Genomic DNA, 19,721 nt, shown 5'->3' with positions numbered 1-19,721 from the left:
GAAATTTTCCATGATTCTTGCCACTGAAACACAGCAACATCAATTTTCAGATTTCAAATCTGGAATCGCAGCTGCCCTCATGACACTTCACGACTCAAATACGCAAAAATGAAACGTACCATGACTTGCATTGGCCTGTTGGTCCTGTTGGGCTGCCACTCCTCCGTGAATCAAAAGCAGGGCCTGTCAGAATCCGCAGCGGAGTTACCGCAAAAGGATGTTGAGCTTGTGGACGCTCATGCAGCAAAGGTGGAAACGATCGACAATGACAGCATCTACACCTGCGACACGGTGAACGGCAATCCGTCTGCACCTGGTCTTTGGGCTAGGGTTTCGACGGTTGACTACATGCTTTTCGACACTTTTCTGGATGCCGAGGCGCGCCATACGGCAAGGATGAAAGTGGAAGGATTCAGCGGAAACCAGCTGCTCATGGTAGCCGATTTGCGAGGAGGTTGGGAAGGATATCTAGGGCCGTGCTGGTTCACCGCGGTTGCATCTGATGGCAAATTATGGATACTGAATTGCACGGAAAATGTCGTAGGTATGGGTGCGGCTGCTCCCGTGTCGACGTTTTGTCTCGATGGTAGTGGGAATGAGGTAAATGGCTTGGCACCGATATTCGATACCTATACACAAACGGCTTTGCTTCAACTGGACGGTCGCCGTGTACTGGAAGGTGGGCGCATCTTGGACATGAAATCGAGGAAATGGATCGATTTGAAAGGTGGGCCTGGCAAGGGCTTTGCCTCCGATACGCTCAACGAGCATTCCTTGCTGGTCATAGGACATGAGAAAAATGAAGAAAGGCTCAATGCCTATTTTTTCAGTTTGCCAGACTTGAAACGCAGGCTCTTTTTCCCCTGCAATTGCGCCGGGGAATCTGGTAGTAGTGAAGGGATTTATGGCAATTGGTCTGGGGCGGCATTTGAACTTACCGATGGAGAGAAGACGTTCAAAGTCGACATTGACAAGTGGGCAGTTGATTCGGCCAGTGCAGGGGATTCGCACTAATGGGTTCGGGATAGAAGGGCACTTTCTTTAACGAAGGCAAAAACTCAAAACTCCTACCAATCCAATAGAATTTATTTCTCCGAAGCTTCCAATATTTCAAACATTCGAATTAAATTGGTGTTTCAATATCATTTCCCACCCTAAATCATTTGTATATGTCACTGAGACTTGGAGATGTAGCACCCAATTTTACAGCCGAAACCACCGAAGGCACCATCGATTTCCACCAATGGCTCGGCGATAGCTGGGGCGTGTTGTTTTCGCACCCTGCCGACTATACCCCCGTTTGCACAACGGAGCTGGGCATGGTTTCAAAATTGCAGGACGAGTTCAAGAAGCGCAATGTCAAGACGATTGCCTTGAGCGTCGACCCCATTGCCGACCACTTTGGTTGGATCAAGGACATCAATGACACGCAGCATACAACGGTGAATTTTCCGATCATCGCCGATGGTGACCGTAAGGTTTCGACTTTGTATGACATGATCCACCCGAATGCCGACAGCAAGCACACTGTCCGTTCGGTATTTGTGATTGCCCCTGACAAGACGATCAAATTGACGTTGACCTATCCGGCATCAACGGGCCGCAACTTCCATGAGTTGCTGCGCGTGATTGATTCGTTGCAATTGACAGCGTATCACAAAGTCGCCACACCTGCCAATTGGGAAGATGGCGAGCCTTGTGTGATCGTGCCTGCGGTGAGCAATGCGGATGCAGACAAGCTGTTTCCGAAAGGTTATGAAGTGATCCGCCCCTATTTGCGGATGACCCCACAGCCGAATAAATAATCAAGAATTTTGAGTTGGTATCTCAAGAAGGCGGGCGGGCAACTGTCCGCCTTCTTCAATTACAAAACGAACCCTCTTAAATCAACACATCGGACTTATCTTTATTCCTTGATCGCTGATAAACATCCCTTTGCAAAATTGAAAACCGAAATCTATCTTTCGTTTTAAATCAATTGCAACTATGAGGAAATTTATGTTTTTGATGGTCTGCCTGCTAGGCTTGGCGACCACCGTGTCCGCACAGGGCAACAGCAAAGCATCACGTTCGATCAACGAAATCCGTCAGAGCGGCTGCGCCGCGAGTTTCTTTCAAGGAAACACCTGGGACATTTCGGCGACCTACGAGATGACGGTGCGCTGCGAAGTAGGTCCAGCGATCGACGGGACCGGCGATGTGTATCTCGTGGTCGCCTCCTACCACTGCCGCAGTGAAATTTGTCCAGCCATTGCTGACATGATCATCGGTCGTGTCTTCTGGTGCGGCAACGACATCGTGGGCTACGAGTGTACGCAACCCTGATCGGGACTGGATTAAAAAGAAAGGGCTGTCTCGTGATGAGGCAGCCTTTTCTTTTTGCTCGAGTTCTTTGCCGGTACGCAGCCGCCCCCCCCCCCCCCGCAAGCACCGCCCCCCCCCCCCCCCCTACCCCTACTGCTTCACCATTGCCTTCAACATCCGATCCGCACCCAGCGTGATTTCGCAGAAATAGTAGCCCGCAGGTAATGATGAGGTTTCCAGATTCACATCCAAAGCTCCCGCAGCTACCGAAACAGAGTCGATTTTCACGACTTGGCCTGTGGTGCTCAGAAGTTTGATTTCCAATTCACCACCCTTTTTCAGCAAGCCGGTCAATCGCACTTGATTCCCAAACGGGTTAGGGAAAACCGTAAAGTCAGAGACGAAGAGGTTACTTGTCCCTACCAACATCGAAACCGCATTGGAAAACTCGGAGCAACCCGCTGCGTTGGTGATTTGCACAACATAATTGCCGGTGGCCGTTGCGGTATGCACCTGACCGGTCGCGTTGGGAATTGGCAAGCCTTCAAAGTACCACTGGTACGCGGAGGCAGAGTCAGACGTCAGCACATTGCCGTTTTGGGTCACCACAGGTGAAGTCGGAGCGGCAAGGATGGTGACCATCGCCGTATCAGACGTGTCTGCACAACCAAAACCATTGAAAACCAAAACCGAAAGCGGGCCGGATTGCGCCACATATTGCATGTCGTTGGTCGATCCATTGCTCCAGAGATAGCTGAAGTAGGATCCGCCTGCATTGAGAAACAGCGAATCATTGGAACAGGAAAACACCTCCGGTCCAGGCGTAATCACAGCATTTGGACGTGGCACAGGATGGAATCTCACCTCGACGGAGTCGGAATTCACACAGGAATTGCTATCCGTGACGGTCAATACCACCCAATCGCTGCGTCCTTGCAGGCTGATCCAACTAGTCGTTTCTCCCGTTTCCCATTCGTATTGGGCAAACGGCTGCGCCTCCTGCAACACAACCGTGTCGCCTATGCAGATGTCTGCATAACCAACAACAGCCGGCTGCGGATCTGGCAAGGCATGCACAGTCACACTGCCAAAGGCCATATTGATGCAATTGTGATTGCTTGTGACCATCAGTGAAAGCACATACGTTCCAGGTTGGGCATAGACCCAAGCCGTGTCAGCCGAGGCCGAACCATTGCCATCCCCGAATGTATAGGCGTAGGTATCAATCGTGCCGCTGCTGATGGACGAGGAATCCGTAAAAAACACGGTATCGCCATCACAGACATTCTCCGTTACAAAATCGGCAACCGGCTGCGGGTAAACTTCAACCGAATCCATGATGGTATCCCGGCAACCATCCAAAGACTGCACCGCCAACGTCACGAGATAAACACCGGCGTTGGCATAGGGATGCGCAGTAAAAGGAAGGAAGCCCGTCGTACCGTCACCGAAATCCCATTGCCATTGCGTGATGGTACCGCCCTGTACCGTCGAACCATCGACCAAGGTCATCGGGAGCGGAAAACAGACATTTGCCGGGGCAAAGAAGGCATCGGGTTTTGGGAAAACGGTCACGTTTTGAACAGCCGTGTCGCGGCAGCCAAAGGCGGAAACCACTTCCAAACTCACGGAATAGGTATTCGCAACGACGTAGGTATGACTTGGGCTTGGGACGGTATCTCCCGTGCTATCTCCGAAGGTCCAGTTCCACATAACAAGACTGTCTGCAAGCACCGACGAGCCGTCGTTGAATTGCATCGCCTCCGGCCAACAGACATCCTGCGCGGTGAATTGCGCGGTCGGCTTGTCGTTCACCTTCAAGGATTGCAGCAAGCTGTCTGCGCAGCCACTTGCGGTGTACACCCAAAGGACGACATCATAAGTTCCTGAGGCAGCATAGGCATGCCAGGTATTTTGTAGGGTATCGGAAAAACTGTCTCCAAAATGCCATTCGAAGGCGGAAATCAAATCCCCGACAATGGTGCTACTGTCGGAATAGGCAACGGTATCGGGCCAACAGATGGCAGTCATCCCGAAGTTTACGACCGGCAGTGGCAGCACTTTAATGGGTTTGTAAACCGTGTCCGTGCAACCTTCATTGGTGGTGACAATCAGGTCCACGACAAAAGTATCGGCGACCAAATAGAGGTGATTCGGATGCTGAACGGTCGAATTGTTGCCATCGCCGAAGTCCCAAGACCAAGCAACAAGGCTGTCACCAGCCAATTGGGTACTGTCGGCAAAAAAGGCCGTGTCACGCAAGCAGACATCCGAAGTCAGGAAATCAGCATAAGGGCGATGGTGCACGACAACGGTATGCGCCGCAGTATCCACGCAGCCATGGTTGGTCATGACGGTAAAATGTACCGTGTATGTGCCGGGTGCAGGATAGATATAAGTCGGATTCTGCAAGGTCGAACTGTCACCATTGCCAAAGTCCCAAGTCCAATCGTCTTCGTAGCTCCCGACGATGGTGTCCAACGTGGTGCTGTCCATGAAATCGGTGTAGCGCGTGGCACAGGCATTGGCATGGGTCCAGTCGGCGCGGGGCCCGGGATAGACATTGACCGATTGGGTGATGGACGAATCCACTCCGCAAGGGCTCGTCACGCGCAAAGTCACTTGGTAGATGCCGGGAACTGCATAATAATGTGAGGGATGAATCACATCGGTGCTGTCCCCATCCCCAAACCACCAACGGTAGGCCAATGTGTCGGATGTGCCTCTCACGGAGAGGTTCTGAAAATGAACGGTGTCAAATTCGCAGACATGTTGAAAGCTGAAGTTGGCGTCCTGACCGAGGCAGTCACGCAAACGCAAGACAGCGCCGCGGGCTGTCGTACCACCGGTGCCGGTCAAGGTCTGCGGATAGTTGATGCTTTGGGTATGGCCAGCAAGATAGAGGCTTGCCGCGGTCGATGTGAGTGCGCCACCGGAGAAGTCGTTTTGTGTTCCTCCGTAGGGGAATGACCATTCGAAGGCACCTGCAGGGCTGAATTTGGCAAGGAATTGGTCACGGCCCTGGCCTTTGAAGCGGTTGTTGGTGCTTGGGAAGTTGAGACTTTGGGTTTCCCCTGCCATGAAGACGTTGCCGGACGCATCCGTTGCAATATCGAGGCAAAGGTCGTCGAGGCTGCCCCCCAAGCGGCGTGCGTAGTCGCGGGTGCCGTCAAGGTTGAGGTGCAAGAGAAATGCGTCAAGTCCAGAGCCGCCCAATCCGTTGATGGTCGTCGGAAAATCGGTGCTCGTCGTATAGCCCGCCACAAGCAGGCCTCCGTTTGTGGGCAGTTCCAGCGCATACGCGCGCTCCACACCTGCGCCCCCATAACGCTGCGCCCAAGTGCGCGCGCCCAAGCTGTCGAAGCGCATCACAAATGCCTTGGCCCCGCCGCCACCTTGGTAGGTGCTGATCGTCTGCGGATAATCTGCACTTCCCGTCTCGCCAGCAACGTAGAAGTTGCCTTGGCTGTCGATGACCACATCATTGGCCTTGTCAAAGGAATTTCCACCATAGCGGAAGGCGAGATGACGGCTGAGGTTGCTGCGCAAACGCAAGACAAAAGCATCTCCGCTTGTGCCGTTGTAGGTTACGTTCGTCGTAGGGATATTGCTGCTGCTGCTGTTGCCGACGACAACCATCTGATTGTTGGCATCCGTGGAAATGCCGACCGCTTCATCTGCGGCGGATCCGCCATAACGCAACGCTGCGATGAAAGCACCCGATCCATTGAGTTTTAAGACAAGGATATCGTCACCCGTTCCTTTGTATGTACTGTCGGTGACAAAGGTGCCTTGACCGCCCAATTTGCCCGCTACGAGAATGTTGCCTGCGGCATCACGGGCAATGGCATTGCCATAATCCGTGCCCGACCCACCGTAGCGGGTGCTCCAAAGCACGTTCCCAAGGCTGTCGAAGCGCGCCACAAAAGCATCGTAGCCAGCGCCCGGACTTCCGGCAAGCGTCGTCGGGAAGTTGGGGCTGTTGGTATAACCCGTCACATAGAGTCCGCCTTGTCCATCGGTTACGGCATCGGTAATGAAGTCAAAATTGACACCGCCGACGGTCGTTGCCCAATCCCGCGGGGGATCAATGGTTGGATTTTGCCCGAACAAGCCATTGCCCAGCAAAATCAGCAAGGTCCCTAGAGGCAAAAAACGCCCCAGATTTCGGTTGATGTGATCTATTCTCATTTCCAAACTGTTCACTACCAATAAAATAACCAATTCTAATCCCCGCAACACCCTACAACTCCCTCAAAAACAACCCCATCCACTTTTCACTTTTAACTACTCACTTTTCACTTAATCGCTGTGACCCTGATTTCCGTACGGCGATTGGGGGCATGCTGCTCGTCGGTACATTCTTTCCCTTCGATGCAATCGTTGATGAGTTGGCTGCGGCCATAACCCTTGGCCTTGATGCGATCTGCCCCGACCCCTCGGGAGATGACATAGTCGACAGCGGCCTTTGCGCGCGCCTCAGAGAGCGTATTGTTGAATTCGTCGCTGCCGCGGCTGTCGGTATGCGCACTGAGTTCAACGACCGCGTTGGGATTGTCCAACAAAAAGTAGACGATTTCGTCGAGGTTGTTTTTGGCCTTGACGGTCAAATAACTTTCGCGGTAATCGTAATAAATGATCTTGACGAGTTCGCCGACCTTGGCGGGAACCATTTCGATTCTGACAACCGCTACAGAATCCGCTTTCAGGAGTTTATTGTCTGGCATGGTCACCCGGGCGGAAAAGTAGCCGTCGCGGGATGCCAGCAGGTCCGCGGTTTTGCTGCGGTCGATAACAAGCCAAAATTTTCCATCCTTCCGTGACTTCCGCGGTCCGCTGACCACTTCATTCTCGGATGTGATGGCCCTTACATTGGTTTCCGGCAAAATGGCGCCCGTCGATTTGTCGACGGTTGTGCCTTCCACCAGTACCGAACCACCTTCGCGCATGGTCACCCAAACGGGCACGACCAAATCCCCTTTGGCATCATAAGTTGAGAAGTCGTACAAAGCCGGGAAATAGCCCGTCTTCTGGACAATCGCCGTGTAGACGCTGGCAGTATCTGCTCTTCCGCCAAATTTTCCTTTGCCATCCGAGACGAATGACTGCTCACGTTGCTCTCCTACCAAACGCACTTGCGCATCGGCAATTCCTGTATTGGTTTTCTCCGAATTGGCATTTCCATCGATCGCGACCGTCGGGAATTTGTAAAGGCTCACCCGCACTTCCTGTCCGCCGACGCTCTGTTCTCCTGTGCCATCGAGTTGCGCCGTGCCGGAGCGGTAGCCGTCTCGCCCGACTTCAAATTTGTAGCTTTTGCCCCAATCGAGGTAGTTGGTGGCTTTGCCATCGGCATCGGTATTCAAGAGAATTTCATTGCCCGAGCTGCTCAGCATGCGAATGCCGGCACCTTCCACAGGCACGCCTGTGCCTTCGTTGGTCACGATAATCTCGACGGGGATGATCCGTTGAAAATGGTAAATGTCATCTTCGCCCTTGCCACCGGGACGGTTGCTGGCAAAATAGCCTTGCCCGCGGTTGTCAAAACAAATCGAAAAATCGTCCCTTCCGGAATTCAGTGGTCCACCCGGATTTTTGACATTCGCCCAGCCACCTTTTCCATTCGCAGCGGCAAAGAATATGTCGAGTCCACCGAGTCCGGGATGCCCATTCGAAGCAAACCAGAGCATGCCGGTATTGGTGATGAAGGGAAACAGTTCGTCTCCGGGCGTATTGATATCGCTGCCCAAATTCTGTGGCGTCGTCCATCCGCCGTTTTCCCACTTGCTCCAATACAGGTCGCTGCCACCTTGGCCGCCGGCAATGTCGGATGCGAAAACCAAAATTTGTCCGTCAGGTGTCAGCGCAGGATGCCCCGTCGAATACGCATCGCCGTTAAACGGCAACAACACCTCGTTTTTGTACTTGTTTTTGCTCAACGTGGCCGAAAAAAGCTGCAAATGAGCCCTTTTTTGAGCATCGCGCTGCAATTTTCCATGCTTGATGTTACTCCTTGTGATCAGTGCGCGGTTCAAGTCACGGCTGAAGGCGACAGGACCATCGTGAAACCTTGTCTTGAGGCTGGCTTTTTGAAGTTTGGCCTTGCCGAATGTCACCGGACCTTGGATCGGCGCCATGTACACATCGTAAAACAGGTTTTCGTTGCGCAAATTCAGGATGCGGGTGAAAAATCCACGCTTCCTTGCTGAGGCAAACACCAATTCATTGCCACGGTAAGTCGGTCCGAAATCCGATTCCGCCCCACTGAGGTTCGTCGGATTGACCTTCCAGCCTTTGCCATCGCCCTTGATCAACTCAATTCGCTCACAGGCTTCGGCCTGCAAGCGGGCCTCGTCATACTTCTGGGAGAGTTCGCCGTATTTGTCAAACATTTCCGCGGCGCGCTTGTAGTTGCCGCCTGTCTTGAGCACTTGTGCGTATTCGAAGGCGACATCTGCACGCTTGGTATTGGTCGCGGCTTTTTCATACCATTTGGCAGCTTCTTCCATATTGCCTGTGTTGAGATAACACTTGGCAAGACGCTCACAGGCCTGCTGATCAAACCCTTCGCTTTCCAGCTTGAGCAAGTACAACCTTGCCGCGGCAGGGTAGGCCTCGGCTTCAAACATTTGATCTGCCTTCTTGAAAGCAGGATTCTGGGCCATTGAAAAAGAAAAAGCCCCCGCCCAAACGGCGCACAACAAAATGATTTTGGAGATCCTTGACATGATTAGAAATACCTTGGGGAAACGACTCTTCCTTTTTTGAATGCAAAATCAAAGCCCAGCGAAAGTTCGTGGGAACCAGTATTGTAGGTGCGCAGTGCAGACGTGGTCAGGTCATAAGCATACCCGAGGCGCAGTTGCTGTGTCGGCCAGAATTCGACCATGAAGACGACGGCATCCTCGCTGCGCCAGCTTGCTCCCAGCCACAATTTTTCCTTGAAGAGGAAACTGGCATTGAGGTCGATGTTGGCACCGCCTCCCGAGGAGACCTTGACCAAGGTGCTCGGCCGGAATTTGACATTGTCGCTGATCTTCAGCACGAGTCCGCCGGTGACAAAACAATGTCTTGCTTGCCGGGCAACCGTATCGGCATTGGTGGGGCTGAGTCGGTTGGTGATCAAACGCGGAACAGCTGCACCGAGGTAGCCGAGTTTGCCATTGAAGTAGATGCCGGCGCCCGCATTGGGCAACCATCGGCGCACATCCTGTCCGGCAAAGCTATGGTCGGTTTCGTCCTCCAAATGCAAGCCACCGAAGTTGGTGCGGTAGTAGTCGAGCGAACCTTGCAAGCCAAAGGCCAAGGTATGGTCGGCATCGAGTTTGATGCGGTAGGCGTATTGCGCGCTGAGACCGGTGGAGGCGATCGGGCCGATGCCGTCGGTGGTGAGCATCATGCCGAATCCGCTTTTCATGCTGGCGCTTGGGCCATGCAGGGCAAACGCCGCCGAGCGGGGAGCACCGGCAAAGCCGGTCCATTGATTGCGGCCGATGAGGCTCATGCTCGCCTGATCACGGCTACCTGCGTAGGCAGGATTGATGAACAGGCTGTTGAACATGTATTGGCTGTATTGGGCCTCCTGCTGCGCTTTGCGCCTGAGGGCGCGAGCGACAGTGTGAGTGCGAGCGTGAGTGCGAGAATCGTCAAGCTTGGGATTCGCAGTTGCTTCAATGTTGTAATTTGATGCTTCATTGTTCCTTCCCTCGTTTATCTGTTGATGACAAAGTAACCCTTCACCGGCTTGGAACCATTTCCGAGGTCAAGCACATAATAGTACACGCCATCCGGCAAGTCGCGTCCGCCATCGTCACGGCCGTCGAATTCATTCAAGTAAGCCTTTCGGCCGAAGACCTGCGCCCCCCATCGGTTGAACACCATGAATTGGTTGTCGGGATAGTATTCGATCTCCGGAATGGTCAAATGATCGTTGACGCCGTCGCCGTTGGGACTGATGCCTTGGTACATTTCGGCGTCGTAGATGTCCAGATCCAGATGGAAGATTCCGGAAATCATGCTGCACCCGTTGGTATCGGTGACCATCACCTGGTAATTACCGCTTTCCGTCGGGGTAATCGCCTGATTGGTGGCTCCCGGCACAATTTGGCCGTCATGGTACCATTGATACTGTGCCTCGGAGGAAGAGACCAGATCGATTTCCATATCGCCCTTGGTAATGATCGCCGGTGCGGGCAGTGGATCCACACTCACCCAAACCACATTGCTTTCGTTGGAGCAGCCATGGATGTCGGTGACGATGACTGAAATCGAATCGGGACTGTCGACGACAATGCTTTGGGTTGTCTCGCCCGACGCTGGCCAGAAGTAGTTCAAAAAGCCAGCCCCTGCATCGAAGGTCATTTGATCTCCGGCGCAAAGCGAACTGTCGATTCCAAGGTTGATCCACGGCAATTCGTGGCGTACCACTTCCACAACGTCTGTTCCTTCGCAGCCATTGCCATCTGTCACCGTGACCGCAAAAGATCCGCTGTACCAGACACTCAACACTTGGGCGGTATAACCCGTGGACCAAGCGTAGCCGTCAAATACACCCGGATCCAATGTCACGGTGTCGCCGGCGCAGAGTTCGCGGTCGGCTCCAAGGTCAGGCACCGGCAGCGCATTCTCAATCGCCACGACATCCAAAGTATCCGAACAGAAATATTGATTCCAGCCGATGACGGTATAAGTGCCTGCCGAATCAATGAGCAAGTCGCTGCTTGTGATGCCGTTGTTCCAGATGTAGGAGAAAATTAAGGACGTTTGCGCGTCGACAGAAATGGATTCGCCAACACAAAACTCAACGGTATCATTTGGCGCCACGGACAAAACCGGCTTGGGTGCCAATGGCGAATCGACCGTGTCGCTTTGGACGCAGCCATTGGTATCGACCACGGTCACCGTATAGATGCCCGGAACGCTCACGACATACACCGAATCGGTCGCGCCGTCTTGCCAGTTGTAACTCACAAACTGAGGACCGGCATGAAGTGTGACGGTATTGAATGGGCAAAGCCACTGCAAATAGGGTCCCAATTGCAAGCCGGGACGGGGGAAGGCCACAAATTTCTGAACCAACGTATCCGTGCAACCCGAATCGCTCCATGCGATGAACTGCAAATCAAACGTATCGGGATGGACGTAATAATGTACAGGGTTTTGCGTCGTAGCAGTGTCGCCATCGCCAAATACCCATTGCCATCCCGTGACCTGTGCCTGTCCGCCGATCGTTGTGAGGTCTTGGAAGGGCACACTGTCTGGCCAGCAAATGGTATTGGGGCTGTAATTGGCGCTAGGCTTTTCATTCGAAGTCGCCGTCAAAACCAACGTGTCCATGCAGAGGCTATCGGAAGTCACAATCAATTGCACATTGTAGCTGCCAGCCGTCACATATTGATGCGTCGGACTTTGGACAAGGGAGGTGTTGCCATCTCCAAAGGCCCATTCCCAGCGCAAGAAATTCCCGAATTGCAAAGTGGATTGATCTGCAAAAACGATACTATCGGGAAAGCAAACATTCTGGAAATCAAACAGCGCTGAAGGCTTGGGATTCCAGACCAATGCACGCTCCAAGGTGTCCAAACAGCCGTTGTCTGTTGTCACGATCAACTGCACGAGGTAGGTGTCGGCGGCGGCATACGCATACGAAGGATTTTGCAACAAGGAGGATCCGCCGTCTCCAAAGGCCCAATCATAAACCGCAATCGTACCCGAACTCACCGTCGATGCATCGATGAAATTCACGGCATCGGGTTGGCAGGTGCGCGGGAAGTTGAATGAGGCATTGGGCTTTGGGAAAACGGTCAGCGGTTGCACCAAGGTGTCTTTGCAGCCGTGGTTGGTGGTCGTCACCAGCGTCACTGTGTACGATCCGTCGAAGTTGTAAAAATGCGTCGGGTTGATGATATGGCTGCTGTCGCCATCCCCAAACATCCATTGATGGTCTGCAATGAAGGTTCCCAGGACGTTGGAAACCGTCGATCCGCTGAAAAGGAGCAAGCTGTCACCGTAGCAGATGTCACCGACCGCATACTGGGCGGTGGGTTTGGGGTAGACGTTGACCGTCTTGAGCAGTGTGTCACGGCAAGCGTCACTTGTCACCACGATCAGGCGCACTGTGTACGCACCCGGAATGGCATATTGGTGGGAGGTGCTTGCGCCTGTGCCGGTATTGCCATCGCCAAAGTCCCAGAGATACGATGGAATCGTAGCACTGTTCCAGTTATCTGGAATCTGCGTGGATTGGGTGAAGAAGACCGTCTCGGGATCACAAACGTCCGCTGTGATGATCGAGTCGATCTGCGGCTTGGGCCAGACGTCGACCGAACCTGTGAGGGTATCGCGGCAATTGTCGGAGCTGCGGACGTAAAGCGTGTCGAAGTAGCGGTCGGGAACCGCATAATTGTGCAACAGCGTCGGGACGTTGCCCGTCTGTCCGTCGCCAAAGCGCCAATCCCATTGTGCGATCGTTGCTGCATCCCAATTGTTGGGGATCGTGGTATTGTTGGAAAAGGCGACATCGTTGGGCCAACAGATATCAATTTCCGTGATCGAATTGATCGAAGGTTTGGGCCAGATGTTGACTTGGTCGACCAAGGTGTCGCGGCAGGCATTTCCCGTTTCTACGAAAAGCGTATGCGTGTAATTGTTGGGCAAAACGTAGGTATGGAAGACAGGGTTGGTATTGCCTGTCGTGGCATCGCCAAATCGCCAGTCGTGAATCGTGACCGCGGCACTGTTCCAGTTGTTGGCGATGTGGTGGAAGCCGGTGAAATTGGTGCCGTTGGGCCAACATTGGTCGAGTACGGTTACCGAATCAATTTCCGGCTTGGGCCAGATGCTGATGGTTTCGGCAAAGGTGTCGCGGCAGGCATCGCTCGTCACGACGACAAGACTGTCATTGTAAAATCCAGGAATCGTATAAGGGTGCGTCGTCACCGAACCCAGTCCTGTGGTGGCGTCCCCAAAATGCCAATCGTAGGTTTGGATCGTGGCTGAATTCCAGTTGTTGGGTATATTGGAATTGTTGCTGAAACTAGCGGCTTGTGGCCAGCAGATATTCGGATCCGTAACCGAGATGATGTTGGGCTTGGGCCAAACGTCTACGGAGCCCGTCAAGGTGTCTCTGCAACCGACATTGGTGGTGACGATCAGCGACTCGGCATATTGATTGGGCACTGCAAATGCATGGCTGCTGTTGCTGCCAAAACCGTTGTTCCCGTCGCCGTAGCGCCATTCGAAGGTCGAAATCGTGCTGCTGTTCCAGTTGCTGGGGATCGTGGTATTGTTGCTGTACAACACTGCATTGGGCCAGCAGATGTCGGTTTCGGTGACTGTGTTGATGGTCGGTTTGGGATACACCTCGATCGGCTCGGTCAGGGTGTCTTTACAACCCAAGTTGGTCGTCACAATCAAACGGACATTCAACAATGCGGCGACTGAATAGGCGTGGGTTGGCGTAGCGCCGGTGCCTGTAGTTGCATCCCCGAAGTTCCAATCGTGCGCAACCAAGGTCGAACCATTCAAGCCAATATTGGAACCAAAAGTCAATTGAGAAAACTGGCAACCATTGTCCGGGCTGAGGCTATTGATGTCAGGCCTTGGGTTGATGGTGAGGTTTTTGGTGGCTTCTACCGAATCACATGCGCTGGTATAGGCCACGACTTTCAGGACATGGACGCCACTGGAAAGACCAGAAGTGTTGATTGTTTTCGTAATGGCGGGATTTGCACCCTGAAATACGTTGTCAACATACCAACGGTAATTGATATAGGGCGAGGAGGCAGTGAAGTTCAGAATGTCCTCTTCGCAGGCGGTCACCGGCCCTGCAGGGCTAATTGTGACTGGGGTTGTGCGGTTAAATTCGGATCCAAATGCCACGGTAGGTTCGGCAGCTGCACGGGGGCGATAATAGACGCCGACGCGCGCTTGGTTGGCGTTGTTGGCAAAGGGAATCAAGGGTGCTGAGGTCGGCGGAATGTCGCCACTACCCGTAGCAAAGGTGTTACAAAGGCCACAATTTTCGCCAATCGGAAGCAATGCAGTGGTAAAAAACCCCGGATGTCCGCCGGCATCGACATCCAATTCCTGGACAAATCGGTTCATGCCAACAGCGATGGCACGTGATGTCCCCTCTGCTTGAACGTACTGCGTACCGGAGACATTGTAGGTCGTCTTGGGGCGAAAATTTCCTGTCCCTGTTGCCCTTACCTGCCAACGAAAAGTTTGCGAATTCGCTGGGAAAGTGCGGTTGGAGAGTTCCCACGTGGTGGCTGCTGAAAATCCAACAGGGATCCCGATGGCCGCGGTGTCCCCTACAAAGGAAAATACGTTGCCAATTGCCGTGGAGCAGGTTGTCACCGCATCATAGTACATCACAATTGTCTTGCTCCCTGCTCCTGGAATGCTCGGAATCTTGACGTAGTAGGAGGCTGAGGTGCTAGGAAATGCGTCCGCATCACTTGGCCAATACCGCAATTGTGTTGCACAATCGGAGTCGTAAAATACAAACCCGAACTTATTGTTGAGCTTGCCAGCTCCTTGCAAAGCTGTGGTGTTGATGGTCATCTTCACCACGTAGTTGGTCAGTGGCGTAAGGTTGGGGTTGGTCACCGTCACCGATTGGAGGTAGGTCGGCTTTGTGCATTGTGCATTGGCCAGATTTGGCCACCAAAGCCAAAGCATTAGCAATCCCACAACGCCCGTTTTTAATATTTTCATGCTGCTTCGCATTCCTAGGTTCTATCAAAATTTCACAATCCGCACAATCTTCTGGCTTTCCTTCACCTGAATGTTTACCAGATACACGCCCGCGGCGACTTTATTGTCCAAGGCAAATTCTACTTTGTAAGTATCGTCTCCGGCCAAGCTCCGCTGCGTTACGATTCGGCCCTGCAAATCTATTACTTGAACTTTTGCATCCATATCTTTTCGGAGCAAGATGTCGACTTGGAAGGTTCCCATGTTGGGATTCGGATAAACTGCCACAGTGAGGATGTCGCCGACACCGTTCTGCCCAGGGCCCTGATTGACCTTGCCGGAGCCGTTGACCACCTTGATGGTTTTCACCACGGTGTCGGTACACCAAGCATTCGCGACGGCGAGTTGCACGTCATAGTAACTCGTGTCCACGTTGGGGACATCTGCATACACATGCCATGGGTAGCTGATCGAATCCGTGCTGCCATCCCCAAAATCCCAATCGATGACAGTCGGTACCGGGGTTGAAAATTCGAGGAAATAAACGGTATCCTCCGAATTGACGACCGAAGCCATCAGGAAGCGCCCTTGCAAGCTGCTGTCGCCTTGGTCCACGGTCAGGGTGTCCCTGAAAGTGCAACCCGCCGAGTCGGTAAGGGTCAAAATGTATTCGCCAGCGCCAACACCCACCAAGTTGGGGGTCGTCGCGCCGTTGTTCCAAGCGTAGCTGTAAGGCAGCGATCCACCAAACGAAGTCGTCAGGATCGAACCATCTGTTTGGTCTTGGCAGGTCACATCTACGATGGTCGCGGCAAAGGTAAGGGTGGGTGGTTCAATCACATTGACGCTGCCATTCACGAAACATCCATTGTCATCGGTGACCGTCAAGGTGTAGTTGCCAGCAGCCAAATTCGCAAGATTGGCGGTGGTATCGCCATTGCTCCAGACGAATTGATAGGCACCTGTTCCTCCTGTCACGATGGCAGATGCGGTGGCATTGGCATTCCCACCACAATGAACATCGGTGGCATTGAGCACCAAATTGAGCAAAGCCGGCTCATTGATGGTGGAGGCCGCATTGGCCACACAACCTAAGGAGTCAGTGACCGTCACTGCATAACTGCCTGGCGACAAGTTCACCAAGTTTTGGGTGGTCGCACTGTTGCTCCAAGCAAAAGCAAAAGGAGCAGTCCCACCATTCACCAACAAATTCAATTCGCCATTTGCCCCGCCATTACACTGAACGTCAATGCTGTCCAATGCCAAGTTAATGGGTGTCGGCTCGGAAACCACCGCAGTATCCAAGGCGGCGCAACCCAACAAATCGGTCACAGTTACGAGGTAACTTCCTGCAACCAATCCCGTCAAGTCTTCCGAAATTTGGCCCGAAGACCAGGTGTAGGAATACGCCGGCGAACCGCCGCTCACGATCAAATCGATGCTTCCATCTGATCCACCACCGCAAGACACATTCGTTGAGACATGGGACAAAACAAGCGCATTCGGTTCGGAGACCAAAAAGGTATCTCGCAAAATGCAGCCATTTCCATCGGTCAACAGGACATCATAGCTGCCACCGACAAGGGCGGTCAAATCCTCCGTCGTTGCCAAGTTGGACCAAAGGAAGGCATAAGGCAAGGTCCCGCCATTCGGAATGAAATCAATGGCACCGTCATTGGCTCCCGAGCAGGAGGCATTGGTGACAATTCCCGCACCCGTCAACGCGGACGGTTGGGTAATCAGCTGACTGAAAAAGGCGAGACAGCCGTCATCCGCAGTTACGGTGAGGTTGTATGTGCCTGCGCCCAAACCTGAGGCAGCGATCGTGGTGTCCCCGTTTGTCCAGAGATAGGTAAAAGGCGCCACACCGCCATTGAAAGTCACCGAAACATAACCGTTCGTTCCGCCAAAGCAAGTCACGTTGGCCGTCGAATCCAGACTCACCGTCGGCGCTCCCGTGTTGCTGACCGCGGCCGTGGCCGAATCCAAGCACCCATTGGCGTCCGTCACAAACACAGGGTAGATGCCTGCCGGAATATTCGCAATCGAATCGGATGTGCTTCCGACCGTCGGCCAATTGTAGGTATAGCCGGGTGTACCACCGGTTACGTGAACAGCTGCTGAACCATCGGACTGACCGCAGGCAGCGCTGTAGGCTGAAACTGTTAGAACAAGTGCCGAAGGTGCGTTGATCACGGCAGCAACCGTGGAAGTACATCCGTTGGCATCAGATACAGTCACGGTGTAGGAACCTGCACCCAAATTGCTGATATCTTCGGTAGTCGCCGCATTGGACCATTGGTAGGTGAAGGGCGAGGTACCTCCAGCAACGGTGAGGTCGATGCTGCCTGTCGAAGCGCCATTGCAAGTGGCATCCAAATGGGTTTCGTTCAAGGTCAATGCAGCGGGTTCGGTCAATGTAAAGCTGGCGTTCACGGTGCAACCATGGGCATCGGTGACCGTCACACCATAGGTTCCGACCGTCAAACCTGTGACGTCTTGCGTGGTGGCACCGTTGCTCCAGAGATAGGTATAAGCGGTGGTTCCGCCCGTAACTGCAATGTCGATTTGCCCATTTGCGCCGCCGTTGCAACCTATGTTCTGTTGGTTGGCGAGGCTGAGCGTGAGAATGGGTGGCTGGGTAATCGTGCGGCTATTGGTGACCGTACAGCCATTGGCGTCTGTAACCGTCACAGTATATGTGCCTGGACCAAGGTTGGTGATGGAGGATGTCGTAGCACCATTGCTCCACAAGTAGGTGTAAGCAGGTGTCCCGCCCCCAACCGTGATGCTCGCTACACCATCGGCAGCACCGTTGCAGGTGACGTTGGTGCCAGAAATGGTTTGGGTAAGTGCTGCAGGCTGCGTCACGGTCGCACTTGCGTTTGCGGTGCAACCCATTTGGTCGGTTACTGTGACCAAAAATGTGCCAGGGCCCAGGTTGGTGAGGTTTTGCGTGGTGGCCCCAATGCTCCAGAGAAATGTGAATGCGGGGGTACCGCCGGTAACATTCAACGAAACCGTTCCGTTGCCCAAGCCATTGCAGGTAACATCCGTGGCGGAGGTATTTGCCGAAATGCTGGGCGCTACGTTCACCTGCACAGTATCGGCGGACTGGCAACCGTAACTGTTGGTCACGGTGACGTCATATTGACCAGTGATCCCGACGGTGATGCTGGGGAGGATTGCCCCCGTATTCCAAAGGAAGGTTGGACCCACATTCCCGGATGCGCCAGACAAGGCGGTGTTCAAAACGACATTGGTGCCGCCACAGATGTTGCGGGTGCCGCCGAGATTGACGACGGGTGCGGGTGATTTTTCAAAGATGACCGAATCATTGTTGGCGCAGCCATTGCTGTCGGTGACCACAACCCAAACGGTGTCATAACCGACGGTCGTATCGTTGTGCAACAGGCTGATGAGCTGTGTCGTATCGTTGGTGCTCCAAAGAAAGCTGGCTCCGGCATTTCCTGCATCCAATCCCAGTGGAATCGCCGCACAGGCGGTAACGGTATCTTGTCCCAAAGCCAAGTTGACAAATGGCAAGCCGTTTTCCGTGACGACAATCGTATCTCGCGTGACGCAACCGCGGTTGTTGGTGATCTCGACCCACAAGGTCGTGGTATTGGAGACCCAAACGGTTTGGGTTGTATCCCCAGTGTTCCAGAGATAGCTGAATCCCGCACCCGTACCTGCATTCAACTGCAGCGAATCCCCATTGCAAAAGCTGGTATCCGCGCCCAAACTATCTATCGGCGGATTGGCGCATGCAAAGTCGGCCAATGTATAGCGCAGGGTGTCGGTGGTGATACCTTGGATGCTGTTGGCGGTGACTTTGTTTTGGTTGATGTCCACGGAGCTCGGAACAATATTCCATGTCAGGCCATTGTCTGCGGATTTGAACAAACGGAGGTTGGCTTCCTGTCCATAGCCATTGATTTCTGTGCTGTCGAGGTAGACCGATTCGCCGAATGCGCCTACCACTGAACCATTGCTGTTGCGGACCTCATAGTAGCGTTCGATGCCGCCATCAGCGGCGGTGGCCTGCGATACAAAATAGCGCTTCACCAATACGGAGTCTTGCAAGTTGTTGAAGGTCAAACCCAATCGTGCTGGCGAAACGAGGCTACTATTGGCGAAGCGTTTCACTTGCAAGTAGCCTGTGCTACCATAAATCCGGTTGATGTCGGTCTCGCCGGTGATCGTGGAGGCGGTGTCCTTGTTGTTGAAGATGATGCTGGCCGAGCCCACATTGAGATCGCCCGTATTCATTTTCAGCTTGTTGAACATCGTGATCTGATTGTTCAGATCCACCTTTTGGGTAGCGAGGACCTTGGAGATTTCAAGGCTGTAGAAGTTGATCTTGCCTGCGCCACCGATGGTCTGGGCAAAGCCCTGGTCGGCGATGGCGGCTCCGCGTGAGCGCAGCAATGGGTTCAGGTCCACGTAAAACGGCAGCTGCGTGAGGTTGTTGTTTTGAAAATTGCCAGTGAAATACAGCGCCGAATTCACGACTTGATTCATCTTGCCTGCGCCCGCATTGTAAATGATATTGCCTTGGGCGTAGAGCGTGTCATTGATCCCGCTGAGGACGATGTCGCCCGCAATGTACAAATCCACCTGTGAATGCAGTGTGAGTGGGAGTGTGAGTGCGAGGAGGATTCCAAGGATTTTTCCCCTGAGCAAGCTTTTCGGCGGACGTAGGTATTTCATGGCGA

At 53.4% G+C, this 19,721-nt stretch carries 8 protein-coding genes; 3 read left to right on the top strand and 5 right to left on the bottom strand.

The window, feature by feature from the left end; translation table 11 throughout:
• Positions 1-108: 108 nt before the first annotated feature.
• From IPN95_30605 to IPN95_30595, 3 genes are all read left to right on the top strand, one after another.
• Positions 109-1,014: a hypothetical protein gene (locus IPN95_30605; protein MBK9453665.1), complete on the top strand. Its 906-nt coding sequence runs from the start codon at positions 109-111 to the stop codon at positions 1,012-1,014.
• 155 nt (positions 1,015-1,169) lie between these two features.
• Positions 1,170-1,805, top strand: coding sequence for a peroxiredoxin (locus tag IPN95_30600; GenBank protein MBK9453664.1), 636 nt, complete (start codon positions 1,170-1,172; stop codon positions 1,803-1,805).
• A gap of 181 nt (positions 1,806-1,986) precedes the next feature.
• The gene (locus IPN95_30595; protein ID MBK9453663.1) at positions 1,987-2,325 is read left to right on the top strand and encodes a hypothetical protein; all 339 of its coding nucleotides are present in this window, start codon (positions 1,987-1,989) and stop codon (positions 2,323-2,325) included.
• A 129-nt stretch (positions 2,326-2,454) separates the two neighbouring features.
• Here the strand turns inward: IPN95_30595 and IPN95_30590 are convergent, their stop codons facing one another.
• The 5 genes from IPN95_30590 to IPN95_30570 form a co-directional block, all read right to left on the bottom strand.
• Positions 2,455-6,495 (bottom strand): PKD domain-containing protein, encoded by a 4,041-nt coding sequence (locus IPN95_30590; protein ID MBK9453662.1) that lies wholly within the window; start codon positions 6,493-6,495, stop codon positions 2,455-2,457.
• 107 nt (positions 6,496-6,602) lie between these two features.
• On the bottom strand, positions 6,603-8,969 hold the full coding sequence (locus IPN95_30585; GenBank protein ID MBK9453661.1) for an OmpA family protein: 2,367 nt from the start codon (positions 8,967-8,969) through the stop codon (positions 6,603-6,605).
• A 65-nt stretch (positions 8,970-9,034) separates the two neighbouring features.
• The gene (locus tag IPN95_30580; protein ID MBK9453660.1) at positions 9,035-9,865 is read right to left on the bottom strand and encodes a type IX secretion system membrane protein PorP/SprF; all 831 of its coding nucleotides are present in this window, start codon (positions 9,863-9,865) and stop codon (positions 9,035-9,037) included.
• Positions 9,866-10,014: 149 nt separating this feature from the next.
• A complete protein-coding gene (locus tag IPN95_30575; GenBank protein ID MBK9453659.1) occupies positions 10,015-15,024 on the bottom strand; it encodes a PKD domain-containing protein in 5,010 nt (1,669 codons plus the stop codon).
• 24 nt (positions 15,025-15,048) lie between these two features.
• The gene (locus IPN95_30570) at positions 15,049-19,716 is read right to left on the bottom strand and encodes a T9SS type A sorting domain-containing protein (protein ID MBK9453658.1); all 4,668 of its coding nucleotides are present in this window, start codon (positions 19,714-19,716) and stop codon (positions 15,049-15,051) included.
• Positions 19,717-19,721 lie beyond the last annotated feature (5 nt).

It is taken from the genome of Bacteroidota bacterium, assembly GCA_016718825.1.
In the GTDB taxonomy this organism is placed as follows: domain Bacteria; phylum Bacteroidota; class Bacteroidia; order J057; family JADKCL01; genus JADKCL01.
The sequence above is the reverse complement of the archived record's forward strand: the minus strand, read 5'-3'. Positions and strand labels throughout refer to the sequence as shown.